25 protein-coding genes are annotated in these 24,017 nt (G+C 44.9%); 12 read left to right on the top strand and 13 right to left on the bottom strand.

Going from position 1 to position 24,017, the window contains the following annotated elements; translation table 11 throughout:
- Positions 1-209: 209 nt before the first annotated feature.
- Positions 210-1,073, bottom strand: a complete 864-nt coding sequence (locus L3V43_RS10390; protein WP_237116572.1) for a DUF417 family protein — start codon at positions 1,071-1,073, stop codon at positions 210-212.
- A gap of 118 nt (positions 1,074-1,191) precedes the next feature.
- Positions 1,192-2,061: a LysR family transcriptional regulator gene (locus L3V43_RS10385; RefSeq protein WP_237116573.1), complete on the bottom strand. Its 870-nt coding sequence runs from the start codon at positions 2,059-2,061 to the stop codon at positions 1,192-1,194.
- Between the two features lie 103 nt (positions 2,062-2,164).
- On the opposite strand from L3V43_RS10385, the gene L3V43_RS10380 reads away from it, so the two are divergent.
- The 5 genes from L3V43_RS10380 to L3V43_RS10360 all read left to right on the top strand — a co-directional run bounded on the left by L3V43_RS10380 (position 2,165) and on the right by L3V43_RS10360 (position 6,474).
- Positions 2,165-3,142 (top strand): TDT family transporter, encoded by a 978-nt coding sequence (locus tag L3V43_RS10380; RefSeq protein ID WP_237116574.1) that lies wholly within the window; start codon positions 2,165-2,167, stop codon positions 3,140-3,142.
- A 93-nt stretch (positions 3,143-3,235) separates the two neighbouring features.
- Positions 3,236-3,721: a MarR family transcriptional regulator gene (locus L3V43_RS10375; RefSeq protein ID WP_010605140.1), complete on the top strand. Its 486-nt coding sequence runs from the start codon at positions 3,236-3,238 to the stop codon at positions 3,719-3,721.
- Entirely contained in the window at positions 3,714-4,778 is a 1,065-nt protein-coding gene (locus L3V43_RS10370) for an HlyD family secretion protein (RefSeq protein ID WP_237116575.1), read from the top strand. Before L3V43_RS10375 ends, L3V43_RS10370 begins: the two co-directional genes overlap by 8 nt.
- Before the next feature lies 1 nt (position 4,779).
- The gene (locus L3V43_RS10365) at positions 4,780-5,811 is read left to right on the top strand and encodes a DUF2955 domain-containing protein (RefSeq protein WP_010605142.1); all 1,032 of its coding nucleotides are present in this window, start codon (positions 4,780-4,782) and stop codon (positions 5,809-5,811) included.
- A gap of 15 nt (positions 5,812-5,826) precedes the next feature.
- A complete protein-coding gene (locus tag L3V43_RS10360; RefSeq protein WP_237116576.1) occupies positions 5,827-6,474 on the top strand; it encodes a tRNA (adenine(22)-N(1))-methyltransferase TrmK in 648 nt (215 codons plus the stop codon).
- Here the strand turns inward: L3V43_RS10360 and L3V43_RS10355 are convergent.
- The 4 genes from L3V43_RS10355 to L3V43_RS10340 all read right to left on the bottom strand — a co-directional run bounded on the left by L3V43_RS10355 (position 6,464) and on the right by L3V43_RS10340 (position 10,065).
- The gene (locus L3V43_RS10355; RefSeq protein WP_174170085.1) at positions 6,464-7,057 is read right to left on the bottom strand and encodes a DUF998 domain-containing protein; all 594 of its coding nucleotides are present in this window, start codon (positions 7,055-7,057) and stop codon (positions 6,464-6,466) included. The two genes, L3V43_RS10360 and L3V43_RS10355, sit on opposite strands and share 11 nt — an antisense overlap.
- An 85-nt stretch (positions 7,058-7,142) precedes the next feature.
- Positions 7,143-7,892 carry a transporter substrate-binding domain-containing protein gene (locus L3V43_RS10350; protein ID WP_237116577.1) on the bottom strand — a complete coding sequence of 250 codons (750 nt, stop codon included), beginning with the start codon at positions 7,890-7,892 and terminating at the stop codon, positions 7,143-7,145.
- 156 nt (positions 7,893-8,048) lie between these two features.
- Positions 8,049-8,630 carry a nucleoside deaminase gene (locus tag L3V43_RS10345; RefSeq protein ID WP_102057048.1) on the bottom strand — a complete coding sequence of 194 codons (582 nt, stop codon included), beginning with the start codon at positions 8,628-8,630 and terminating at the stop codon, positions 8,049-8,051.
- A 40-nt stretch (positions 8,631-8,670) separates the two neighbouring features.
- Positions 8,671-10,065, bottom strand: coding sequence for a PLP-dependent aminotransferase family protein (locus L3V43_RS10340; RefSeq protein WP_237116578.1), 1,395 nt, complete (start codon positions 10,063-10,065; stop codon positions 8,671-8,673).
- Positions 10,066-10,160: 95 nt separating this feature from the next.
- On the opposite strand from L3V43_RS10340, the gene L3V43_RS10335 reads away from it, so the two are divergent.
- Positions 10,161-11,543, top strand: coding sequence for a pyridoxal-dependent decarboxylase (locus L3V43_RS10335; protein WP_237116579.1), 1,383 nt, complete (start codon positions 10,161-10,163; stop codon positions 11,541-11,543).
- 17 nt (positions 11,544-11,560) lie between these two features.
- Here the strand turns inward: L3V43_RS10335 and L3V43_RS10330 are convergent, their stop codons facing one another.
- From L3V43_RS10330 to L3V43_RS10300, 7 genes are all read right to left on the bottom strand, one after another.
- On the bottom strand, positions 11,561-12,403 hold the full coding sequence (locus L3V43_RS10330; RefSeq protein ID WP_102057051.1) for a hypothetical protein: 843 nt from the start codon (positions 12,401-12,403) through the stop codon (positions 11,561-11,563).
- A gap of 15 nt (positions 12,404-12,418) precedes the next feature.
- The gene (locus L3V43_RS10325; protein WP_010605150.1) at positions 12,419-13,240 is read right to left on the bottom strand and encodes a hypothetical protein; all 822 of its coding nucleotides are present in this window, start codon (positions 13,238-13,240) and stop codon (positions 12,419-12,421) included.
- A gap of 126 nt (positions 13,241-13,366) precedes the next feature.
- Positions 13,367-13,747, bottom strand: coding sequence for a DUF4440 domain-containing protein (locus tag L3V43_RS10320; protein ID WP_237116580.1), 381 nt, complete (start codon positions 13,745-13,747; stop codon positions 13,367-13,369).
- Between the two features lie 9 nt (positions 13,748-13,756).
- Positions 13,757-14,164, bottom strand: a complete 408-nt coding sequence (locus L3V43_RS10315) for a GFA family protein (RefSeq protein WP_102057053.1) — start codon at positions 14,162-14,164, stop codon at positions 13,757-13,759.
- Positions 14,165-14,177: 13 nt separating this feature from the next.
- A complete protein-coding gene (locus L3V43_RS10310) occupies positions 14,178-14,630 on the bottom strand; it encodes a GNAT family N-acetyltransferase (RefSeq protein ID WP_237116581.1) in 453 nt (150 codons plus the stop codon).
- 15 nt (positions 14,631-14,645) lie between these two features.
- Complete coding sequence (locus L3V43_RS10305) at positions 14,646-14,933, bottom strand: hypothetical protein (protein WP_010605154.1); 288 nt, start codon at positions 14,931-14,933, stop codon at positions 14,646-14,648.
- Positions 14,934-15,323, bottom strand: coding sequence for an HIT family protein (locus tag L3V43_RS10300; RefSeq protein ID WP_010605155.1), 390 nt, complete (start codon positions 15,321-15,323; stop codon positions 14,934-14,936).
- A 176-nt stretch (positions 15,324-15,499) separates the two neighbouring features.
- Here L3V43_RS10300 and L3V43_RS10295 point away from each other — a divergent pair, with 176 nt between their 5' ends.
- The 6 genes from L3V43_RS10295 (at position 15,500) to L3V43_RS10270 (ending at position 24,007) form a co-directional block, all read left to right on the top strand.
- Positions 15,500-16,573, top strand: coding sequence for an SGNH/GDSL hydrolase family protein (locus L3V43_RS10295; RefSeq protein ID WP_237116582.1), 1,074 nt, complete (start codon positions 15,500-15,502; stop codon positions 16,571-16,573).
- A gap of 402 nt (positions 16,574-16,975) precedes the next feature.
- On the top strand, positions 16,976-19,081 hold the full coding sequence (locus L3V43_RS10290; protein ID WP_237116583.1) for a TonB-dependent siderophore receptor: 2,106 nt from the start codon (positions 16,976-16,978) through the stop codon (positions 19,079-19,081).
- Positions 19,082-19,090: 9 nt separating this feature from the next.
- Positions 19,091-19,810, top strand: coding sequence for an ABC transporter ATP-binding protein (locus tag L3V43_RS10285; RefSeq protein WP_039497249.1), 720 nt, complete (start codon positions 19,091-19,093; stop codon positions 19,808-19,810).
- Positions 19,810-21,210: a DUF3526 domain-containing protein gene (locus tag L3V43_RS10280; RefSeq protein WP_237116584.1), complete on the top strand. Its 1,401-nt coding sequence runs from the start codon at positions 19,810-19,812 to the stop codon at positions 21,208-21,210. The genes L3V43_RS10285 and L3V43_RS10280 overlap by 1 nt, the downstream gene beginning before the upstream one ends.
- Positions 21,207-22,676 carry a DUF3526 domain-containing protein gene (locus L3V43_RS10275; protein WP_237116585.1) on the top strand — a complete coding sequence of 490 codons (1,470 nt, stop codon included), beginning with the start codon at positions 21,207-21,209 and terminating at the stop codon, positions 22,674-22,676. Before L3V43_RS10280 ends, L3V43_RS10275 begins: the two co-directional genes overlap by 4 nt.
- On the top strand, positions 22,673-24,007 hold the full coding sequence (locus tag L3V43_RS10270) for an alanine racemase (RefSeq protein WP_237116586.1): 1,335 nt from the start codon (positions 22,673-22,675) through the stop codon (positions 24,005-24,007). Before L3V43_RS10275 ends, L3V43_RS10270 begins: the two co-directional genes overlap by 4 nt.
- Positions 24,008-24,017: the final 10 nt, after the last annotated feature.

The following is a 24,017-nucleotide window of genomic DNA, read 5'->3' as shown; positions in this document are numbered from 1 at the left end:
TGGCATCTTGCTGTATACGTGTGATAATCTAGCTTAGACCACTGATATCAACTTTTTATGACCTTAACTTATTCACATTTAATTTTCACTGCCGACAAGACTATTTTCGGAAAAAACTTCACTTGGTACATCTGGCATATGTGATAAAAATAAAAAGAGCGCAACTTAGGTCACGCTCTTTTGGCAGCCGGGCTGCATCACAATGAAATTTACGCGACCACGGGCTCTAAAGACTCAGCTGAGCTGGACTCCAATGTCAAAAATACCATCACCATGATATTGGCGATGAACCACAAGTCTTTAATCACAAATTGTCCCAAGCCACCCAGCAAGCTCATGTCGCTAAACGCACCGGCTGCGGTAAACAGAAAGCTTTGCGTCATAACAAATACCGCTAGACACCCAAGGCTTGCAACACTAATCAAGACTCGCTGTTTGAACCAAATGCCAATGCCAAGCAAGCCTGCCATCAAAATGTCATAGGCGCCTATCACGTTTGAGGCTTCTTGCACGGAAAACAAGTCATACATCCAAGACATAAACGGTGAAGTTTCTACTAGCGGCACGATTGCCTTTGCCTCAAGTTCGAGAAATTTCATTCCACCGATCCAGACTAAAACCAATGCCACCGGGAAATAGTTCGCCCACACTAGCATTCGCGTGTTGGTATGACGACGACAGTATAGAAATAGTGCGATGGGTACTAACGCAAAATACTTGATGATCCCTTGCCCAGAACCAATAACGGGAAAGCCGCCATGAGCTGCTATCCAGCGGTTTTCGGCAAACAACGTCAACAAAGTAAATAAACTAATGATGGCGATTAAGGCAAGCGGCCACGCCGCAGGAATAATCTTACATTGCTGTAAAATGACTAGACCCGCGGCAACCATTAACGCAAAGCCAAATACAATGCCAAGTGTGGCAACAGGCACCCACTCTGTTAACCCGTAAAAGCTAAAGGTACCGGAAATGGTACTTGGCCCAGCGCCAAACAAAAATGAAATGCCAAGCAGTAATAAGCTCACTGCTAACACGCCTGAAATAGAATAATCGATAGTTCTAAACGACATATCTAACCTCTTAATATGCTATTGTCTATAAGACCCGAGGTTTTAGAAAGTTCATTCAGCGTTTGTGAAGTTTATACCCATTGCAAGGTATACTAAGTAGTTAGGTCCACAACCCAGTTCAATGCCAGTGCGTCGCAAAGTCAATGAGTCGCGTTAATATTGGGCTTTGAAATTTATCTTTACGCGTCACCAACCAAAACTGCCTCGGTGCGGCTTTTAAACCTGAAAGCGCCTTAATTCGTTGCTGTGCTATGGCATGTTCAGCGGAGTATTTTGAGATACACGCTAAACCGAGCCCTGCCGCCACACCATTTATAATCGCCTCGGTGGAATTTAACTCAAACGCGGTTCGCCACGACGTAAGCTGCGCTGCAATATTCGCTAAGAAAAATTCTCGACTGCCGGAGCCTTGTTCCCGCAACAACCAATGAGATTGACTTTGTATCAGCGTTTGAAAGTCAGTTACCGCAAAGTCCATTGCACTCACGATACACATTTCATCTTCAAACCAAGGCATGATGTCTAAACCTTCGCCTATCACTCGGCCTTCAACAAAACCAATGTCTAATTCGTAGTCACGAAGCATAGCGCACACTTTCGCCGTATTGGTGATAAACAACTGCTGCTGCGTATGCCCTGTTTGCTGCTGAAAAGCCGCTAACATGGGAGGCAGCAAATGATTGCCTAAGGTATCGCTGGCACCAATTTTAATTTCGCCATATAGCCTCTCGCTTTCTTTAAATAGGGACTCTAAGAAGCGACATCTATCTAGCACTTGATGCGCATGCGGTAGTAATAACTCTCCGGCTGGATTTATCATTAATCGATTATTTACACGATCGAATAATGGTTGTTCGAGGTGACGCTCTAACTCCGCCAGAGCCATGCTAACAGCAGCCTTAGTTAAACATAGCTTATCCGCTGCAGCCGTGATCGAACGCTCTTGCACGATTACCGTAAATACATTGAGTTGCTTAAGGGTTATCATTGACGTTAAGAATTACTGAACACTAATTTAAATATATTCAGATATTCTTAATTAAAGCGCAAGCGTATTATTCCCTCATCGAACAATTATTGTGAAATTACGCATGGCTACTCTTCATTCTTACAGTAAAAAACTCACCGCCACTATCCCCACCCCGATGTCTGGTCTTGCTCTTGGGCTGGCTAGTTTAGGCTGGTGTATCAGTAACCTGTTTCCCGCATTTTTTGTGTTAAAACCTTTAAGTGCACTGCTGGCTGGCTTTATTTTATTGCTGTTAGTGCTTAAGTTTATTCATCAACCTGCTCAATTAAGAGCAGATCTCGCGCATCCAGTGGTTGGGAGTGTATTACCAACCAGCGCCATGACAATCATGGTTATTTCTCATAGCATCGCGGCCTATTCTCACCTTATTGCAACTGTGGTTTGGCTACTTGCTATTGCAGTTCATCTGGGTTTGCTAGCCAGCTTTGTGTATTTTCGCAGCCGCAATTTTGAGCTTAACCAGCTTGTGCCAAGTTGGTTTATTCCCCCAGTGGGGTTTGTCGTTGCCGATGTCACCTTTAACGGCATGTCAGCGTTGCAACCATTGGCGATGGGGCTTTGGTACTTGGGAGTGATATTTTACTTACTGCTGCTACCGTTCATGATTTACCGTTTATGTAGAGGCAGTGCCATACCACAGCAAACCCAGCCCACAATTGCAGTCATGGCAGCGCCTGCGAGTCTATGTTTAGCGGGATATTTAAGTGTCCATCCAATGCCAGCGGCTGGCGTGGTGTTTGCCCTACTGAGCGTCGCTATTATTATGACCCTAGCGATATACCTTGCTTTTATTCAGCTGCTGCGGCTGCCATTTAGTCCTGCCTTTGCGGCATATACCTTTCCATTAGTCATCGGCGTCACCGCCATTAGTAAAGTCGTCACTTGGCTAAGCAGCGAACACTTAAGCCCAGGCTGGTTAAGTGTGTTGCAATACCTAGTTTGGCTTGAACTTGTCGTTGCGATCACAGTAATTAGCCTCGTTTGTATTCACTATGTGCGATTCTTACTAAAAATAAGCACTGCCAATTCAGAGAGTTAAAGCTAATATTGCAATAACCTAAACACACACCATTTACTTAGCATGCTAACTACTTTAGAATACTTAGCATGCTAAGTAAATATATCTTAAGTTATGTCGTCACTTCCATTTCATGAAACGCTCGATCTCAGCCTCTGTGGCAAGTTAGGCCGAGTCCATAGAATTTGCCGTCAAGCCGTAACCCAAGCTGTGGAGCCACTCGGTTTTACCCAGCCACGCTGGACCGCCATGATGCATATTCATCATTTGGGTGAAGGTTGCACACAACACCAATTGGCGTGCAGTTTAGATATCGAAATGCCGAGCCTGACTCGCACGATGAAACAGTTAGAAGAAAATAACGTGATAGAGCGCCGCATTGATAAGCAAGACAAACGCTGTCGTAAAATCTACTTTACCGAACACGGGCAAGCCCAGTTAGCGCAGCTAAAGATGCGGATCAGTGAAGTGAAGGCACTTTTATATCATGGGCTTAGCGATGACGAGCTCAATGCTATTGCACGTGCTTTGGTCAAACTTGAGAACAATGCTCAGCAATGTTGTGACAATATTTCTGAAAATGGGAGTACCAGTGAGTAAACTTAGTCCAGATCAGCAATTTTCCCGCTACGTAAAGGTTTCAATCGCCCTTTTTGCCCTCTGCTTTAGCTATTTTATTTTTGCTGATCTCTACATACCAATGACGCCCCAGGCACGTGTGTATCATCAAGTAACCAAAGTGACGCCCAAAGTCAGTGGTGAAGTGCTTGCCGTGAATGTCAGCAATAATCAAAGAGTTCAGCAAGGGCAACTACTACTTACTATCGATGAAGCGCCGTATCGTTTAGCATTAGCTAAGGCTGAGCTCGCTTTGGCAGAAGTTAATCAACAGAACAAACAATTAGACGCCCAGATAGTTGCCCAACAAGCACAAATAGAGGCTGCTGTAGCCAAGTATGATGAGCAACAGCGACTTTATAAACGCAGCCAATCTTTGCTGTCACAACACGCAATTTCAACGCAGGAATCAGATCAAATTCAAGCAAATTTTGCGACGGCTAAGTCACAGCTCAGTGCACTCAAAGCTAATCTACATGCGCTTGAAGTAAAGCGTGGTGCAACCGACGAACAGAATATTGCACTAATGCAAGCACGAAATGCCGTAGAGCAGGCTAAATTGCAACTCAGTTATACCGAAGTCCGCGCGCCCCATGATGGCATCATTAGTAACTTACAGATCACCACGGGGACCTATGCTCGCACGGGTGTGAGCCTAACCAGTTTGGTTTCGGACAATGTTGACTTAGCTGCGGATTTCAGAGAAAAGTCGCTTTACCACGTCAAACTTGGCGAACAAGCGCTAGTGAGCTTTGATGCGTTACCGGGCAAAGTCTATCCCGCCGTGATCCATGAATTTTCTGCCGGCGTCAGTGATGGACAACTCAATGCCGACGGCCAATTGGCTGCCGTTGAGACCTCCAACCGCTGGGTGCGAGATGCGCAGCGTCAACGCGTTCATTTAGCATTTGATGAGCCATTACCTTTACTAGCAAGTGGTGCCAGAGCGACAGTTCAAGTCCTGCCAGAAAGCACTTTGCTTGCAACCCTTGCACAAGCGCAAATCAAATTCGTCAGTCTACTTCACTACGTTTATTGATATGAAAGTTGCACTGAACGCCAATGACCTAAGACAGATGCTGCGTATTGCAACTGGGAGTACGCTAGGCTTTGCACTAAGCAAACTGCTCAACTGGCCGTACGGTATCTTTTTTACCGTATATCCCATGCTGCTACTTGGGTTAGTACCTATGTTAAACGCACACATAGTGCGCCAGTTTATTTTAAGTGGGTTGGTCTGTGCCTTTTCGGTATTGGTGCTACAAGGGCTATTTGGTTTCCACCCTGCGTTAATGTCCTTACTCACCTTTGCCTTATTTGCCTTTTTGTTTTTGCAAATGAGCAAAGGCGTTAATTTCTTATTTGGTGCAATGAGTGTGGTGGGACTATCAATCCAACTTCATTTTGCTAGTTACGCTTCAACCAGTGGTGGCTTATATTCACTCATAGCCAGTAACTCTCTGGCTATTATCATTAGTATCGCAACCGCATATGTAATGCATTGGTTATTTCCGGATGTTACTGTGCGTCAATTACCGCCACGGCCAGCAAAAGATGCTGCAAGTATTCGCCATGAAGTCTTACTGTGCGCCACCGTAGCCACACTCTCATTTATGGTATTCCAAATCCTAGATTTACAAGATTCCGTTTCCGCCCAAGCGGCATCAATATTAATCCTCTTTCCACTGAGCTGGAAAGCGGCGGGCACTGCGGGCTGGCAACGTGCAGTTGGCACGCTGATAGGTTGTAACTTGGCATTAGCAGCGCAAATCCTACTGCAAACCTATAGCCAAATTTTGCTTTTTCCAATTTTGATTTTATGGATCTTAGTCTTCATTTTTAGCCGCTACCACTTGCTAAGTGGTGGTGCTCCTGGGATTGGCTTTGGTATTATTACCACTTTTGGGATCTTGTTTGGTCAGTCTCTCGCACCAAATCAAGATTTGATCTACAGCGCACTGTATCGCTTCAGTTCAGTGAGTGTTGCAATTACGGTAAGTCTCTGTGCAATCTACCTTATTCATCGCCTACTTAACCACTTTAGTGCAACGCGCCACCATACCTACGCCTGAATAAAAGGAATCCACTTGAAGCTTGGAAAACGCTTACAGACTTTGCATGATGTTGTTACTGAAGACTATCAACATATTTGGGACTGCTGCTGCGATCATGGCCAGCTTGGCGCACAGTTTTTAGATTCGAGCCAAGCGCACATACACTTTGTTGATGTAGTCCCAGCGCTTATCGCGAAAGTGAGACTGGATCTCACACGCTTCTTTCCAGAAGCCGAAACGCGCTATAGCCTTTACACCCAAGACGTTGCGAAGCTCCCTCTTGCACAATACTCAGGCAGGCAATTAGTGATCATCGCAGGTGTTGGCGGCGACTTAACAGCAGAACTGATGACAAGTCTTTGCTGCAATTTGCGTGACGAGGTCGATTTCTTGCTTTGCCCAGTTCATCATCATTATGCCTTGAGGCAAACCTTGCAATCTTTGCCACTTAGGCTGACCCATGAATCACTGGTTGAAGAAAATCGACGTATTTACGAAGTGCTCTATCTTACTTCAGGTAAGACTGGCGCTGCCATAACCCCATTGGGCGAAGCGATTTGGCAACAAGGCACGCTGTCCAAACGCTATTTAGAGAAAACACTGGATCATTATGCACGAGTTGCCAAAGGCAAACCCGAAGCGCAAGCCATTTTATCGGCTTATCAACACCTTACACTATAAAACACAGCGCACTCAGCCAAACTAACTGAGTGCCATAACTTAATCGCTGATAGAGCCCACTATTACGTTTTTGTTTGTAAGCGTTGGCAAGCTGATAGCTAAAACCGACACAAACAAGTACACAAACGGTAGAAAACCAAGCAAATAGCGAGTTTAACGGGCTTACAAACCAAACCAATAAAGGGGCGATGAGTAAGCTTAATAGCATTACCATGCCCGCGAAAGAATGAATAGTACACGCTCGACTTGGCGAGGTTGTGTATGGATCGGGATCCATAGGAAAGAAACCTGCAACAGCGGTTGCTAGGCCATGACAAACAATCAAACCGCCAATAACACCTAACGCCCAGTTCCCTTCGGGTACCAAGATGATATAAAAACCAAAACAACAAAATAGCAAGGCTAAGGGGTAATTATTAACTGCAGGAGACAATCGTTCTGTTGGGCTACCACTGGCACCTAACTCACTACAAAATTGATTTTTGTGACTATAATTTGGATAACGCTTGGCAACGCCATACACCCCTACCAGCATCCATATACTTGCTAGTATGCCAAAATAACTCACCAACTCTTGCAACATCACGCCTATCCTTAATGCGCTAAATTTATGTCTACACACTTTATACTAATTTAGGAACATACGAAACCAAGCAGCTGCATTCAATTTAGTGTATTTTCCAGCGCTCCAAAATAGCTTGTTGTTGACCTCTTTGACTTAATTCCGCTAGTGCGTGCTGCAAGCGGTTCGCAAGTTCATTTGGAAACTCTGCATTCACCGCCAGAGCCAACTCACTTGGGAAATGCTCAAGAAGTAACTTATGCTCAATTGCTTTTGGGTCCAGCTTAAGGGCGTTTAGTTCTTTCTCGAGTGTTAGTGTGTTGGTTAGTACAAAATCAATCCGGCCCTTAAACAATAAATTCCAAAGACTTTGGTAGTTTGACACTAATACCAACTCATAGCCTTCAGAAAAGCCAGCTTGTTTGAGAAAGGTTTCACTATAGTAACCGCGTATGGTTCCAGTACGATAGCGCTTTGCAGCGTCAAGATCGTTTATTGGCGTTTGAGATTGTTTCAGGCCAATAAGTGATGCGGACGTATGGCACATAGTCCCCAAAAAGCGGAAATAGACTTCCCGAGTTGGTGTTTTTAGCCAAGATAACAGCACCACATTAGGTTTAGTTTCTAATTCGTGTAACACACGTGCCATCGGCATTATTTCAATTTTAGCAGCAACATTTGCTTTATCTGCTACCGCTTGAGCAAGCTCAACCAAGCCACCATCCACTTCGCCTTGGCCATTAATAAAATGATAGGGAGGCAAATCTTCCGCAACAAAATGCACAGTTTCTTGCAGCGAAGCAATTATTTTGGTTGATGCAAGTAGCGCTACAAGGAATAAAATTTTCCTAATCATTTTATCTCAATAAATTAAATAATCATTCGGTCAGTGTGCCCGTATTTGCATTGCAATTCAATCAGCAGCAATGGCTAGATTGCTTCAGAAAGTATTTCATTTGATAATCCAGTACATCATGTAGTAATGGTTTTACCTCGCCATGGGTACAGTTAGCTACTTATGACCCGCGTTTACCGCTGCCAGACCTTGCCAATCTTCTAAATCTTGTTCTGGCTTTTCAGCACGAAATTGTTGATACAAGGCAATACCTTGCTCATCTTCTAAAATATCGACTTGTACGCCCTTACTTTCAAGTAACGGCTCATTGCCTGAAGCATTAGTGATATCCCCTACCACGACTCGCTGAAAACCACGCATGTAGAGTAATGTTGCGCATACGTCACAAGGACTTAGGCTGGTATACAAAGTGGTTCTACTAAAATCAATCCGTCCCGCATCTCGAATTGCCGAGGTTTCACCATGGTTATATGGGTGGCTCTCTTGTACTAACGTATTATGTCCTTTACCTACAATTTGATTGGTCTCGTTATCAACAATAACCGCACCAATTGGGCAACCGCCCTCTTCATAACCCTTTTTTGCCAGCAAAACAGCAATGCGCATAAAGTCTTGATCGCAAAGCTTACGCGTAAAGTCGCTATCGAGTAATACGCCAAGACTCTTGGTTGGCATATGTGCAATGGCATTGAGCGCTTCGCTATTTACTTGGGTTTCTGCGTTGAGTAATACAGTCATTTTTTTATTCCTTGTTGTATTATATGAACCGAGCTTAACACTATAATTTGGCGCAATTATGAAGTACCCAATCACATAGCTTATCTAACCAAGGTTTTGCCACATCAAGCGGCCAACCACAATTGATCCGCAGATGATCTTGATACAACTCACGACTTGTAAATAAGCTGCCTTGGCGAATCTCAACCCCAAGTTCAGCTAGACGTAAAGCGAGTGCATCACAGTCAATATTAGGCAGTTTCAGCCATAATGCCATTCCGCCCTGAGGGGAAGATATTTTACAGCCCTTTGGTAAACGCGATTTCAAATAGCTTTGGTAAGCGAAGCAGTGTGCCGCTAAGGTGCGATTAAGCGTCCGTAAATGGCGCTGGTAATGTCCTGTCTCAATAAAGCGTGATACCGCCATTTGTAAACATTGATTTGGCATGCCGTGAAACGCCTGCATGAGCGCGGCCACTTGGCTTTGATAACGCCCAGCTTCACACCATCCAACTTGCAAGCCCGGCGCTAACGTCTTAGACACTGAGCTACACCAAATTACATATCCGGCTTTATCCCACGCCTTTATCGGTAAAGGCATTGTGTGATTATGGCTCAGCTCCCCAAAGACGTCGTCTTCGATAATCGCCACTTGATACTGCGCAGCAAAATCCGCAAGCCACGCTTTTTGCTGTACAGATAGACTGTGCCCCGTTGGATTTTGATGATTTGCCGTAAGCAAACACACAGATACCCTTTGCGTTGCCACTACCCGTTCCAAGGCTTCCAGGTCGAGCCCTTCGGGCGTCGTTGGGATCTCAATCACCTTGAGCTGTAGCGTTGCAAGCAGTTGCAATAAACCTTGATAACAAGGTGATGGCACTACCACACAATCCCCCGCTTTTGTAACAGCCTGCAGTCCTGCCATCACGGCTTGAATACAGCCGCCAGTCACCACGAGATTATCAGGATTCAGTGCCAACCCCTTTTGTTTAAAGTGCTTGGTTAGATTCTCTCTAAGCGACGTCAGTCCCATCGCATTGGGATAATGAAAATGGTGATACTGGGGAGAGTCAAACGCTTGCTTTATAAACTTAGTCAGGCGATTTATGGGCATCAACTCGGGTGCTACTTGCACCGTCGATAACATCGTATTGAGCCCTACGACAGAGGGTCTTAACGCACTTTTAGGAGATTTCACTTCACTCGTAAACATGGCAAAGTCAATGTCACTATTTTTCGCTTTCGGTTTACAAATATAAAAACCAGATTTCTCTTGAGAAGCTAAAAAGCCATTATCCTGTAATTCCTCATAGGTTCTAATTGCGGTACTCATGCTCACGCCATGCTGCTTGGCAAAGATCCTAAGTGAAGTCATTTTTTCACCGCATTGACGCTCACCAGCGTTTATCTCTGCAATCACCTGCTCACTTAATGTAATAAACTTCTTCGCCATCTGTACCCCTAACAACCAAGAATTCTGTATCTGTACTGCATTTTTACCGAAGTTACACTGTAATTCCAGTATTCGTTCACAAATGGGATTGACACATGACGATGACACACAACCAATGGCAAGCATTACCCCAATTGCTCACTGAGTTTTCTAAACTTACCGAGGCGTTTATACAGTCTAGCAATAGCCGCCCAGTCGCAGGTCGAGATATTGCTCCGCCCGACCTAACACTCACAGAGTCAGGGATTGAGTTTGAATCACTGATAGAGATTTTTAGTAAACAAGTAGTGCCAAACTTAAGCACCAGTATTGGACCTAGGTATTGGGGATTTGTCACAGGCGGCGCGACACCTGTTGCCACCTTTGCCGATTGGCTAGTGTCAACCTATGACCAAAATGTCTCAAAGGGCGATGGCTCCATTGCGACCAGTATAGAGCGGCAGGCCATTCGCTGGCTAACCGAATTATTCGACCTACCAGCAAGCTTTGATGGTCTTTTTACTACAGGGGCGACAGCGGCAAATTACTTAGGTGCGGTCATAGCACGCCAGTTTGCAGGACATCAACAAGGGATCAATGTGGCAGAAGATGGAGCCTTCGGTTTGGAAGTTGAGGTTTTTTGCGCGACGCCCCACGCGAGTATGATTAAAGCGCTTGGTCTTGCAGGCCTTGGCCGTAACCAAATCACGAGAGTCGCAACGCAAGTAGGCAATGAGGCTACGGATATTGCAGCGCTTGAGTCAGCGCTTGCAACAAGTAACGCCAAAGGAAAAATTGTCATCGCCAGTGCCGCCACGGTTACTGGCACTAATTTTGATGATTTAATTCAGATCCGCCATTTATGCGATAAACACCAAGCTTGGCTGCATGTTGATGCTGCATTTGGCATTTTCGAGCGTCTGATTTCTGGCTCAGAAGGTCGCACTAATGGGCTAGAGTTAGCCGATAGTATCACCTTGGATGCACACAAGTGGCTCAATGTACCATACGACTGCGGTATTTTTCTCACTCGTCATTTGCACTATTTGGTTGAAAGCTGTGATGTTCCAGCTCCTTACTTAGTCACATCAAAAGCCGAACCCGACTTTTTTTCGATGGGTGTAGAAAACTCTCGTCGATTTAGGGCGCTGCCCGTTTGGATGTCATTACTTGCGTATGGTAAAGACGGGATCCGTCAATGGGTAAGCAAAAATATTGCGCAAACTAAACAACTTGCAGACTGGTTTACTGATTCTCCAGACTATGATTTAGTCTACTACGGAGAGCTCAACGTAGTGCTTTTCAAGCCAAGTGGCAAAGATGACGCAGCAACAACCGCCCTTCTTCATGCCATTAATGCGGACGGCCGTATATTTGTCAGCCCAGGGAGTTGGCAAGGACAGAAGGTGATCCGTGCTGCGCTCAGTAATTGGCAAACGGAGCAAATTGATTTAGACATAGCAAAAAGCGCATTAACCGAATTAGCTAAGGCGCTTTAAGATTATAATATTTGCAGTTAGCTAACGCTGTGGTTAGGAGTAATACTTTGCGCCAATTTGCGACTGTATTCCTCAAAATCGATATTGCTTTGCTCACCAAGTCCAGCCACCGCATGAGAAATAAACTGCGGTGGTACAAATAGATAAGTACGTTTTTTAAATTTCCAATGACGCACGATGTGCTTGGGCTGATGCTTGTCTTCATCTAACCCAGCCAACGAAAATAAATCTTGCCAGTCACTCTCGGTATCGCCTGTCGACTGGGCAACGCTTTGTGGTTCAATACTGAGCAAAATTGCCGACGTTTGTGGCACACCCATCAACAGCTCACCAATAAAAAAGATGCTACCACTGCGGCACAACTGCTGCTGCGCTTCCGTCATCTCAGATTGCTCTGCCATCTTCGCCCTTTGATATTGCATACCATTAAACATGGACTTGGCAAAAGGCAGCTGCTTTTCAGAAAACTCTCGATTTAAGACATGCTGAAACAGCGCTTTGCCAAGCGTATTACCTACGCCATCGTGACTAAAAGTGCCTTCTTCCACATTGGTTTCAATGAAAAGCCCAGACTCTACCAAAATATTTTTCACAGCTTGGTAGTTAAATATTGAAAACGGCTTACCCGTCACCGGATTTGTTGTCGACGTCACCGCTTTTGTCATCGCAGCAAAAAACACACTAATATCAACGAATGCACTTTTTAAGTCAGTGTCAAAGCTCTGAATGCTATCCGCCGTTGCACACAACATGATATTACCCGTTTCATTAAACACATAATGTTTAGTAATTGGGGTATATATTGGCTTTGATTGCAGTTTTGACGGTTTATCTTGCTTGCTAAACCAAGTTGAGAACATTGTTTACTCCCAACATTAACTGTCCTTTTTAGTCGTTTTACTGGCTGCTGTGGTTTGCGGCGGTGCGGCTATGACACTTCGCATTGATTCAATCAGGTTATTAAACTCTGGATCTGACATCGCCTCATTGAGCGATGCCGCTTGCTTAACAAAAGCAGGAGGAACGAATAAATAAACAGACTTACAAAGTGTAAGTTGTATCTCCGTATGGCCCCCTTTTAAACAAGGGCCTGCTTGCCACACCGATTTGACATCATTGGCATCCGCTGAGATAACAATTGGCGCAATAGAAATAGCACCGAGTAAATATTCGCAAACAAAAATGATGGTGCCGACCTTTTTGTCTTGACTGTCGGAACTCGCACTAATACTTACCGAGGCTTGCCCCATACCAGCGATCATATCCATCAATGATTTACCTATGGAGGCTAAATTACCACTGAGCCCTAGTAAAGTTTGAATCAACTGGCTCGATAGTGTGACCCCTGTCTGTTTACTCTCAAACTGAATATTACTCTCTGTCACTTTGACAAAAAGACCTGAACTTGAGACTAATTTATTGAGCGCGTCATAGTCATATAAACTCGTGCCTGACTCTGCCATCGCCTTGGTTAAAGCAGCAAAAAATACACTCACTTCACCAAACGCATTTTCAGCTTCTTGCGGCAATACACTTCCACCTGCGGTACTGTTTAGCGTACTTGCGATAAATAAGTTGCCGGTGGCATTCACTACAAATTGTTTAGTCGCTGGCACTTCATTGCTGTTTGTCGTCGTTAAATTAGCGGCTCTGGTTTGTGCATTACTCACAACAGTGCCGGGTTGAGGTGTTGACATACTCGTTCCTTAGATCTTGGTCTAGCAGATATTCTTCTTATGTCGATTTAGTGTAGTCGCATTTTCAATTACTTAAAATTTACTTTTGTGATTTTTTACAACCCAACCTATGTCGTAAAAACAGCACTAAAATAAACTGGTGGGCGTACCCTGATGATGTAACAACTGCCACTTATCATTTTGCTCGACCCATAAAGATGACCGATAAGCATGCTCTGAAAGCGTGCCATCAGTGTTCCGCCATGCGGAGCGATAAGTAAGAAGCAAAGCGTCACTATTCATATAAGCACAGTGAAACTGCTCTGCTACTACCTCCCCATCTGGCCATTCTTCTTCATTCATTAAGCATAGGATCTGGCCTAAGTTATATTGGCTTCCAGAGCGTCCAACGTCAATAAATTGAGGGTGAAGGAGTTCGCGACACAGCGCCATATTATGCCTATTTTCTTTGCGGTGAAGCGCACACTCCTTCGCGATCACTTGCTTAATAATTGACGTTGAACACATCAGAGCAGGCTAAGGCTGTTTATCAAATACGATGACGCCCTCTGGGATGGTATACCAGCCTTGCTTTTCACTAACCCATGCATGGGCCGTCGGTTGAATAAGGCGAGTATCGTCCAAATTACTTGGTTTGAGTTTAATTGAATTCGGCTCTGCTGGATTAAAGTGGTAAATGCGATTGCCGCAAGTTGGGCAAAACTTAGCTCCGCTAACGTTACCGCTGTCAGCAGGGCGTCGCCATTCCTTCATCGGACCCGAAAATTCAATATCGTCTTTATCAACAATGGCTGTAATGCTAAATGCGCTGGTTGACAGTTTTTGGCAAGCCTTACAATGACAGGCGACCACCATTTTAGGTGCTGCTTTTAACGTGTAGCTTACTTCACCACATTGGCACGAGCCGTTAATTGGAAATGTCATAAAATATCCTTGCTTAAGTTCGGTCTAACTTCATTGGAACAAATCTAATACCGTTTTTCTGTGCTTCTTGCCCTGTCGCCTGAAAACCTAGCGCAAGATAAAACGATGCTGCATTAAGCGATGAACATAGCGAGATTTGAGCTGCGGATGTACTCGCTAACACAGTATCTAATAACTGCCGGCCAACCCCTTTACCTTGAGCTGACTTAGCAACAAATAAATGGGTGAGGTAGTTACCGTCTCTTAATAAAGCAAACCCGATCAGCTCACCGTTTATCAACGCCTTGGCACCGACAAAGTTGGCGTTGCACATGACTTGAGTTACTTCAGGTATTATTTCGTTTAGATAAGTGTCTTTGCCAAGCTGCGAAAAATTCGGTAAGACGTCAGCCTCTGAGACTTCACGCATTAACCTATTGATGGCATCCGCATCCTCGCCCTGAATCGCATTGATGTTAATCTTCACTTATGACCTTTTGATTTATTGCGTGCTTACATTTCTGGCAAACATTATCCCAAAAAAGCAATGCATTGCCGCTAGGCTAAATATTAACTTACTTAAACTGGCATCGAAAAACCAAATGCCAATAGCAAATACGGGATGCATAGCAACCATTACCCACCAGCACACTCGGCCAATGTTGTAGAGTGGGTAGCCATGTTTGTTTTGGAAATTTAATAACCCAAACGCCCAAGGCAACAAAGTCCAGACGAGTGACATACAAAGTAATAGCGTTACAACAACCTTAATTAATACTTCCCCGAGCATCTATAACCCCTCAAGTGAGGTACGCAAAACCTCTTGAGGTTTAATATTGAGCCCATCGCGTCCAAACGCAAAACTATCTCGCTTATAGCGGGGGAAAATATGCAGGTGATAGTGGCTCAATTCGTTAAAATGCCCGTTGTTTTGCACCAGCGTAATCCCATCTGGGGAAAATTTACGCTCAATTCGCACATAAAGGTCACGCGCAACGCGGTGGATTTCAGCCAGTATGGATTCAGGGACCTGAAGAAGCGTTTCATAAGGGGATTTGGGGCAAATTAAGATATGGCCAAAGTTTATGGGGTCGTGATCGGCAAACGCAATCACCTGCTCTGATTCATATACAATAACCGCTTCAATATCTCTAGCAACTATCTGTTCTACAATCGTCATCAGCTACTTCTCCTTAACCTGATTACATAGAGTAATGTACCTGAGCGACTCTCTTCCTGCCAGTGATATATTCTATTTTCTCCTTTGTTAAGTGAATAATTTTCAAGCCCAAATTAACTCACAACCTATTTAAACCAGTTACATTATTCAATGAATAACCCTACAAGGAATACAACATGTTAAAAACGTTAGTTACGGTGGCTTTATTAGCTTTTGGAAGTGTAGCCAGTGCCGCAAATCACGCAGCGACCCATCATGCGATTCATTATGAAGGACGCGTCAGTAAAAACTATGCCGATGGCAGTGTGAGTTTTAATTGGCCGGGTAGCCAGCTGCATACCAAGCTCACTGGTCGTGCCTTTCATATCGAGTTGATGGGCTATGGCGATCAATTCGATGTATTGATTGATGGCAAATTTACAAAAAAGCTAAAGACCAACGCCAATGGTGTTGCGGAGACCTTCACGCTATTTGAAAGTACAAAGACAGAAACCGTCACAATTGAACTCGTTAAACGCTGGGAGCACTATGACCACAATACCCAGATCCTAAGTGTTGATGTGGACGGAAAATTAGACTCAATCCAGCAGCCACAGCCCCATATCTTATTTATTGGCGATTCAATTAGCGCAGGCTTTGGCAGTGAGTCCACTCAAAGACAGTGTGAATGGAGTGAAATTCTTGATTTAAGTAACGCGCGTAAAGCATTTCCGTATATGAGCGCGCAACAGCTGGGAGCCAGTTTTACCCAAGTTTCATACTCAGGTTTAGGCTTAATTCGAAATTGGGGCGGCAATCAACCACATCATACGTTGCGTAGTTACTACGACAAAATGTCAGCAGTATTTACCGACAACACTGGCTTTGAAGACAAGTTTCCACAGCTTATCGTCATTGAAGTAGGCACCAATGACTTTAGTACCGATCCAACCCCTGCAGAGCCTTGGCAAACTATTGATGAAGTCAAAACGCAGTGGGTAAAAACGATGGTCGTTTTCACCAAACAGCTGCGTGCAAGATATCCTGCAGTCCCCATTATTTATATGCCTCGTCCGGCATATCCATATAACTTTATTATTCCAGCAACTCACGATGCAATTGCAAAGCTTAATCAGCAAGATATCAGTAAACTATACAGTCATACATTCGACTCACCATTAGAAGGCTGTGTGTGGCATCCAACCGCTTCAGAGCATCAAGACATTGCTGAGAAACTCGTTACCTTTATCAAGCAGCAAGCACTTCTCTGAGCATATGTTCAGCGTTATTCAGTGAGATTAAGCTCGATGTACTGAATAACACGCAAACCATTTACAAACTTTCACATTGTTTTTTATACAAAAATTCACAACAAAAAATCAACTCACCCGCTTTAAAAACAAATTAATGAGAACGATTTTTATTTGTAAAAATAATACTTGTTGAGATTTATACTTTTTCAACACGTAAAGCCGGTACTTTGAACGACCTACATTAATTTCACTTTTCACAACAAAAATCACCAAGGATAACCTTTTGGCAATAACTCCCCTCTTTTCAAACACGCAAAAACATGATTAAGATCGTTACGTTATAACATTTTTAAAAATAATCATTTGTATCAAATAAATGATGGTTCTTTTCACATTCGTTTTTGCAGTTGGAATAACAAAATGACAAGGTCACTCCTGACAGTTAGCGTGCTTAGTAGCTTATATTCTTCACTTAGTGTTGCCGAACAATCCATTGAAACAATTGATGTGCATGGCACTCGCGCGCCTCTTTACAGCACGAGAGACGTGAACGCTTCGGCGTTGGGGATGAAAGATCCACAGCTTCTTCCTATTTCCATTCAATCATTTTCTGAAGAACTGATCAGCAATCAAAGAGTAAAAACGCTAGGCGAAGTGCTTGCCAACGATGCTTCTGTTCAAAATACCTCAATTGGTACGGTTTTCGACTTTGTGAGTCTGCGTGGCTTTCAACTAGATTGGACTAACGGTCTAAGACGCGACGGTTTAGCGCTTGCCCCCTACCAAGATGTACCGCTAGAGAATATTCAGCGCATTGATATCGTTAAAGGCCCGTCAAGTCTCGTATCAGGCTTTAACAACCCCGGCGGTACCATCAACTATGTGACAAAGCGCCCTACCATGGACGCCTTTTTGGATGTCACAACAGAAGTACGTAGCCGTGGAGGAAAGTATTTACACATCGACCTCGGTGGGCCAATTTCCGAAGAGCAAACGCTCGGCTATCGTATTAATGCCGCAGCAGAGAAAAACGGTGACTTTACCGGTGGTGATGACTTAGAGCGCTATTTCTTTAGTGCAGCACTGGATTGGCAAGTCTCAGACCGCCTATTTATCCGATTAGACGGCGATTACCAAGACAAAAGCACTGTATCACAGCCTTTGATAGGACTTGCCAGCGACCCCAATGATCCTGACCGTAAAATATTACCGCCCTATGTCGACACCAGTGATGTATTGCTCGGACAACCTTGGGCAAAGTATCAAACCGAGTCATATAACCTTGCCGCACGTGCTGATTTTTGGTTGAACGACTCCTGGCAATGGGTAAACCAAGCTGCGCTTTCTGGTAATGACAGGTTTACCGTTTTTCCTGATATCTACTCGGTTGATACACAAGGTAATGTGCTGTCTGCCGCTATCCACATTACCCCAGACGAAACGTATGACACACTCTCCGCACATAGTTTTGTCAGCGGTCAACTTACCACCGCTGCAATTGAACATGAGCTAGTCGTCGGCGTTAGTATTCGTGATTATGAGTCAAAGGATGGGCGTTGGTTTGAGTTAACCAACCCCGTTGGCAATATTTTCAATCCAATTCATAGCAGTAAACCGCAGTTCCCTGATTATCCAGAACCAACCAAAACTGAAGCCTCTGAAAGCGCGTTATTTATCACAGATACCTTGCACTTTAACGATGTATTTTATGCCACCTTAGGGCTGCGTCATATTCAATACAAAAAAGAGCAAACTCTACCTGGCCAAACTAAAACCACGCTAGACGACCGAACTTTTAATACCCCCATCATAGGTCTTAACTACAACCCAAGCGATCAGCTCGCGTTTTATGCCAGTTACTCAGAAGGCGCGGGGGAAGGCGGCGTTGCAGTCATCGGCAGCGGTGCAATAAACGAGGGCGAATCACTCGGCCCACAAGAAAGCGAACAAATTGAAGCTGGCATAAAATACCAAACGGACACCATGAACTACTCGATAGCCGTCTTCGAAATAGAAAAAATGTTGGAGTACCACAATCACATTACTAACTATTTCGTGCAAGACGGTGTCCAGTCACATAAAGGTATTGAGCTCAATGCTAGTGGTTCATTGGCTCACGGTCTTGCAACCGTAGCATCCATCACCTTGATGGACCCCAGCTTAGATAAGCTCGACGGCGAGCCCGCGCTTAATGGCAACACCCCAGCCAATGTGCCTGAATTTCAAGCAAATCTCTATGTCGACTATCAGCTGCCATTTTGGGAGGCGTTAAGCATCAATGCGGGTATTTTCCATGTTGGTGAGCGCGAACAAAACGTCAATAACACGCTAAAGCTACCAGCCTACACGCGCTTCGACTTGGGCGCTAAATACCACTTTACTGACATTAACACCACGCTACGACTCAAGGCCGAAAACCTGTTCGACAAAGAATATTGGCTATCTGGCGGTGCCAAAGGCATAGACTGGGGAGTCGCTCCCGGTCGTGGCCGCACCTTTATCGCCTCATTAAGCGTGAGCTTTTAAGGATAATTCATGACTACACCTGTTATTCAAATCAATAACCTGCAAAAGCGCTTTGGTGAATACCAAGCGTTACAGGGATTAAACTTGAGCGTACATCAAGGTGAAATTCTAGCGCTGCTAGGCCCAAATGGTGCAGGTAAAACCACCACGATTAATTGCTTACTGGGCTTTTTACAACCGGATGCCGGGGAAATCACCATCGCTGGAATTAATCCACAACATGACGTAGTAACGGCAAGGCAGCAACTGGCTTATATTCCTGAACAAGTCGCGCTCTATCCGCGACTTAGCGGACTTGAGAATCTCGCGTATTTCAGCAAAATGGCCAGCATAGAAAAGACCGACGAGGCCTTTCGCACACTGCTCAGTGAAGTAAAACTGCCAAGTCACGCTGTAGACAAACCCGTTGCAACCTATTCAAAAGGGATGCGACAAAAAGTGGGCATAGCCATTGCCCTCGCAAAACAAGCCAAGGCATTGATCTTAGATGAGCCTACATCAGGTCTTGATCCTTCAGCCAGCCATGAATTTAGCCAGCTCATTCAGTCATTAGCAAAGCAAGGCGTCGCGATTTTAATGGCGACCCACGACTTATACCGTGCTCAAGAAGATGCCCATCGCGTGGCAATTATCAATCAAGGGCAATTAGTCGATACCTTAGTCTATGAACAACTGCAAGAAGTCCAACTTGAATCCGTTTACCTCAAACATATCAAGGTGGGTGTCTGATGTTTCAAACGACATTAAAAAAGGAATGGCTCGATACCAAGCGACAGGGACAAGCGCTTTGGCTTGGAGGCATTGCAGTATTGCTGCTCTTGCTTGCCTGCTTGACTGGTTTTAAAAGCCACCAAAGCTATCAGCAAGCCGTCACGGAAGTGTCCCAATCAGAGCAATTACGCTGGTTAAATCAAGGTGAAAAAGGTCCCCATTCCGCCGCCCACTACGGTATTTATGTGGTCAAACCCACCACCCCATTGGCTGCACTCGACGCGGGATTACAAGCATACCAAGGGAATGTGTTGAGGCTTGAGGCTCATATTCGCAACGATAGCATGTTTAGAAGTGCGCAAGATAACTTGCCGATGTCACGTTTTGGTAGCTTATCACCCGCCTTTGTGCTGCAAGTGTTACTACCGCTATTGATTATATTAATTGGCTACCCACTACTTGCCCGAGAGCGTGAGCAAGGCACCTTAAAACAACTGCTCGCATCGGGCGCAAGCCCAGCTAAGTTGTTTATCGCCAAATGTGCGCTGCTTTTTGCTATTTCTTGCTTATTTTTATTGCCTGTCGCGCTTTTTTTACTTTATAGCCAAGTAACAAGCGCGGAGCCTCATACACTCAGAAGTTGGCTATTTTTACTATTTTATTTGGTTTACCTATTGCTCTGGTCGTTACTCACCACCACGATTTCAAGTTTACTTCCAACGGTAAGGCGCGCATTGATAGCGCTATTAACCATTTGGGCCCTTACAACACTTTTACTACCAAAACTGGCGATGAATATCGCAACCACCATTCATCCTCAAGGTTCAGGTCAAGCGTTTCAAGCAAAGCTTGAAAGTGAGGTTTATACCGAAGCACGAGTTGAAGCAATCGCAAAGTTCAAACAACAAACATTGACTCAATATGGTGTCAGCAATGTGGAAGACTTGCCCTTTGACTATGCCGGAGCGCAACTCCAATTTGGTGAACAATACGCTGATAAAATCTTTGACCGCTTATTTTCAGCGCGTTTAGCTCAACTAGAAGCGCAATCACAAAGCTATCAACTTGCAGGAATGTTAACGCCGTTTATCGCGATACAAACGCTGTCGATGGCCACCGCTGCCAGCGACTTTACCCACCAGCAAGCATTTGAGAATGCGGCAGAGCAGCACCGCCGCCTGATGCAAGAGGTGCTTAACTTTAATCAAAGAGATCACGGTCACAAGGCGGACGGACATTACACCGCGGGCGAGGAATTATGGCAGCAGATCCCAAAGTTCGCATTCCAATACCCCAATTTCATTCGTTACCTGCCTCACTACGTTATCAGCCTGTTTAGCCTGAGCTTTTGGTTGATTGTGCTAGTGTTATTGAGTTTCTTCGCGATTAAAAAACTGCGCTTGGAGGAGCAAAGATGAAACGCTTAATGTTAGCTACTGAGTTTAAAAACCTCTGGCGAGAAAAGCTCGTACTCGCGCTGTTTGTGACCACCACCATGCTTGCACTAGTGGCATTTTTTAACGCCCATTACTTTGCTAAAAAACAGCATGACGTGGTACTTGCCGCACAGCAAATGCAGCAACAGGCCATCCAAGATGCCAAAGCTGGATTACCAGAAAGACTCGCCAGCACAGCAGACTATAAATGGTGGGAAGACCCATACGACCTGCGCGGACAGGCTTTTTACTTAATGCAAAATTACGCCACCAAAACCCCGCTTGCAACGTCGCCAATCGCAACAGGGCAAGCCGACGTATTACCTTACTATTTTAAGATGCTAATCAAAGAGAAACAGCACATCGTTCATCAATATGACTATGTTCATCCGCTATCTCTGTTGTTAGGCCAGTTCGATTTAAGTTTTGTGATTGTCTACTTACTGCCATTGCTCATTATTGGCATTTGCTTTAATGCCTTGGCAAGTGAACGCCAAGATGGGCAGCTAAGACTACTGATGCTTCAAGGAGGCAGTGCGACCCGCCTTCTGACCTATCAATTATTGCTGCGAAGCGCGTTAATTGTGCTGCCATTTTTAAGTATTAGTAGCCTGCTTTTAATAACAATACGAGAGCAGCTAGGAGTGGTTGAACTGCTGAGCTATAACCTTATCGCACTATGTTATTCTGGGTTTTGGATTGCCTTAACCGCTTGGGTAAATAGCAGAGCCAAAAGTGCAGCAAACAACGCAGCTACCTTAGTCACCTGTTGGCTTGCCTGGGTGATTGTGGTTCCAGCTTTGGTCAATACCAGCATCGCTTTGCTTGACCCAACCCCTTCACGAATTCACTATATAGATAGCCTCCGTGCCGCTAGCGACGATGCCCAAAAAGCGAGTGAAAAGACCTTAGCTCAGTATTTTCAAGATCATCCAGAACTTGCGAAGAATGGCAGTGGTTCCAGCGATTACGCAACCAAAAAAATCGCCACCATTAATTCTGTTGAACGCGCAATGGCGGCCGAAGATTTACGCTTTTTAACTGCGCAACAAGCACAGCAACATAATGCACAAAAGCTACAGTATCTCTCCCCCGCACTCATCGCACAAACACTGCTGGTTGATTTAGCGGGCAATGGATTAGCACGTCATCACGCCTTCATGGCGGAAGTTGAAGCTCATCATCAAGCACTACAAGGTTTCTTTGCCAACGAAATCGCCAAAGCCAATCAAAAAGGAGACTTTGCTCCTTGTGAGGGTTGTAGCGCAAAGCCAACGCTCACGGACTTAGCTGATATTCCTCAATTTAGCAGTGACTTTGCCACACCAGTGAACAACTACACGCCATTAATCTGGTTGCTGCTACTAGCCGTCGGCCTGCTCCTTATAGCAAAACGCCGTGTCAACAAGATAGACAGTGCAAACAACAAAGAGGTGTTAGTCGTATGAGTGATGCCTTCACTGCAAAATTGCATCCGCAAACGCAGAGCCTGCTATCGGAGCACCAAGCCAAGTTATTTGAATGGGCGGCAGCATTGGGAGCGCCGCTACATTTAGTGTTTCCTCAGCGTTTTGCGGAAAATATCGAAACACTGCAAGCCAACTGTATAAAGCTCGGGCTTGAGCATGAGATTTATTTTGCAAAAAAAGCCAACAAAGCCCAATGTTTTACTCAAGTCGCGTCCAATCACGATATAGGGATAGACGTGGCTAGCGTGCAAGAGTTTGAACTTGCCCTAAGCGGTGGTATTCAAGGTGTAAAAATTGGTGTATCTGGTCCGCATAAATCAGATGCACTACTTAGCTTAGCACTTGTGCATCAAGCACTTGTCGCCATAGATTCAAGTGCTGAGTTAAGCTCCATCATTACACTGGCCCGCCAGCGAAAGCGCCCAGCGCGAGTGCTACTGCGTTTACAAACACAACCAACTAAAGCCTCACGCTTTGGTAGTTCACTGTGCCAGCTTACGCCGCTATTAGCACAGTGCCGAGAATACAAGGAATGGGTAAGCTTAGAAGGATTTAGCTGCCACTTAAGCGGGTACTGCCCACAAGCACGTGGCGAGAGTATCCATACCTTAGTCGGTGCAATAGACGAGGCCAAGCAAATGGGGCTGTCGCCATCAAAAGTGAATATTGGCGGTGGCCTGCCCGTCTCCTACTTACAGAATGAGCAGTGGCAACAAGCCTTGGACTTTGAATGCTTTTTTGCAGATAAAACCTTTGCAGGATTTTATCCCTACCATAACAAACAAAGCCCTGCGGACACCTTACACGCTATTTTGGCAGTGAAGAACGCGCATGGACAAACCGCATTAGCGGCATTACGCCAAAGGAACCTTACATTGATGCTTGAACCTGGACGCGCACTGCTCGACGAGGCTGGCATTAGCTTGTTTAAAGTGCAAGGGACAAAGCCGCACCTAGGCACATCAGACTGCCATATCGCCACACTTTCGGGCTCAAGCTTATCACTGTCAGAACAGTGGTTTGAAAGCGAATACTTGCCGAGTCCGCTGTTACTCACGGCACATTCAAACCGCAAACAAGGAACGTATCGCGTTGCTTTTGGCGGCGCAACCTGCCTAGATAACGACATAATAAGCTGGCGGTTTATTCCCTTGTCGCAACTACCGCAGCGCGATGACCTAATGGTTTACCTCAACACTGCAGGATATCAAATGGATTCGAATGAATCTGAATTTCACTCTATGCCATTGCCACGAAAAATCGCCGTAACGTGGGAGCACAACAGACTTTCTTGGCAACTACTTAGCTAAAAAAACACCC

Source organism: Pseudoalteromonas sp. L23 (assembly GCF_021728455.1).
Lineage (GTDB): Bacteria > Pseudomonadota > Gammaproteobacteria > Enterobacterales > Alteromonadaceae > Pseudoalteromonas.
This window is presented reverse-complemented; position numbering and strand designations above follow the sequence as displayed.